We start from the raw sequence: 1,540 nt of genomic DNA, 5'->3' as shown, positions 1-1,540 counted from the left end.
ATCAGTGAAGCTGCCGTAGTTGGAAACGCAGCAATAGTTGATCCTGCAACTGTACCCCAGTCTGCGGTAAAGCCGAACAAAAAACTTTCTCTCGCAATTGGAGGTGTGCTTGGAATCTTTCTCGGAATGCTCATGGTCTTCCTTGCTGAGTACCTCGACAAGACTTTGAAGACGGAAGAAGAGATAGAACGGTTTAGCAGACAGCCTATCATTGGTAGAATTCCGAATATTGAGGGGGCAAGCGAGGAAATGTACGTTGAGAAGAATCCCACCGCTCCTTCCTCAGAATCAATCAAGTTGGCCGCAAGCAACCTTTCCTTCACGATGGGTGAGGGAAAGTCTGTTGCCGTTACTTCCGTTCTGCCTACCGAGGGAAAGAGTTTTGTGATAGCGAACCTGGCCTACTCAATGGCAAACAGCGGTCAGAGAGTCATTCTCTTAGATCTCGATTTGCGTCGTCCGAGGATAGAGAAGATCCTCAAGGCAGGAAAGATAACTAAGGGCGCAGTAGATGTGATTATGGGAAACACAACAATTGATGAAGTTATACAACACTACGCGGATAACATGGACTTCATAGCGGTTGGAACTATTCCTCCCAATCCAACAATAGTGCTTTCATCGAAAAACATCGATGCCCTGCTTTCAGAACTCAAGCAGAGATACGATAAAGTTCTCATAGATATGCCTCCGGCTGTGGTTACCTCAGATGTATCTCTCATCGGTAACAAGCTTGATGGGATAGTACTGGTCGTGAGGCCTGGAAGGGCGATTAAGGATGGCTTGAGAATAGTTGTTGAGAATCTAAAAACAGTGGGAATCAAGATCCTTGGAGTAATTGTGAATGGTGTTGATGAGAAGAATTCAAGCTATTACTATCACTACTACTACTATTACAATGAAGAGGGAAAGAGGCAAAAAAGAAGAAAGCGTACAAAGAAATAATCAAAATAGCTAATACCGAAAATTCGAAAAGTTCGCTACTGAATGCTGACGAAACTAATAATGGCAATTCTCTGCGCTTTTAGTCCTGAACTCTTTGCTTTGACGAGGTGGTTTGGATGTCCGTAAAGAAGCATGTTATAGACTTTGAGACAATTGTCTATCTGTTTTTAACGCTGTTCATCCCTTTGTTTGTCACAAAGGGATTCACACATGAGCCTTCAACTGGAAAACATCTTTTCTACGTTATTGGATTCACAATTATCTTTCTTTCTGTGTTAATAAGGAAAAAAGAGATTTCAGTAGAATTTGGAGACGTTCATCTGGCATTTTTCGGAATAGGCATAGCGGCTCTTTTGTCATTGATCGTGGTCTCTATGGACAATCCACAGTACCTGAGATATTCTTTAGAAATCGCTCTCTATGTAGTTTTTCTCTCTTTCACAGCGGTCTATATTTCGAACAAATGGAACACCATCGAGAAGCTAGAAATTGTAATGATCTTTTTTGTAATTGGAGCTGCGGTAGTTGCTTTTGACGCTCTCCTGAACTTCTATCTAGGTGTGGACATCTTTCTTGGTAAGGTCGGCGAGCCGTT

1 protein-coding gene and 1 pseudogene are annotated in these 1,540 nt (G+C 42.4%); both read left to right on the top strand.

Annotation, left to right across the window (positions count from 1 at the left end):
• Window positions 1-945, top strand: a 945-nt coding sequence (locus BG32_RS11995) for a polysaccharide biosynthesis tyrosine autokinase (protein WP_121526900.1), incomplete at its 5' end; no start/stop codon positions are given.
• Window positions 946-1,061: 116 nt separating this feature from the next.
• Window positions 1,062-1,540, top strand: a pseudogene (locus BG32_RS11990) (O-antigen ligase family protein); the annotation flags it as partial.

The sequence above is a fragment of the Mesotoga sp. HF07.pep.5.2.highcov genome (assembly GCF_003666285.1).
GTDB classification, from domain to species: Bacteria; Thermotogota; Thermotogae; order Petrotogales; family Kosmotogaceae; genus Mesotoga; species Mesotoga prima.
Note: the sequence above shows the minus strand (reverse complement) of the source record. Positions and strands in the feature narration are given on the sequence as shown.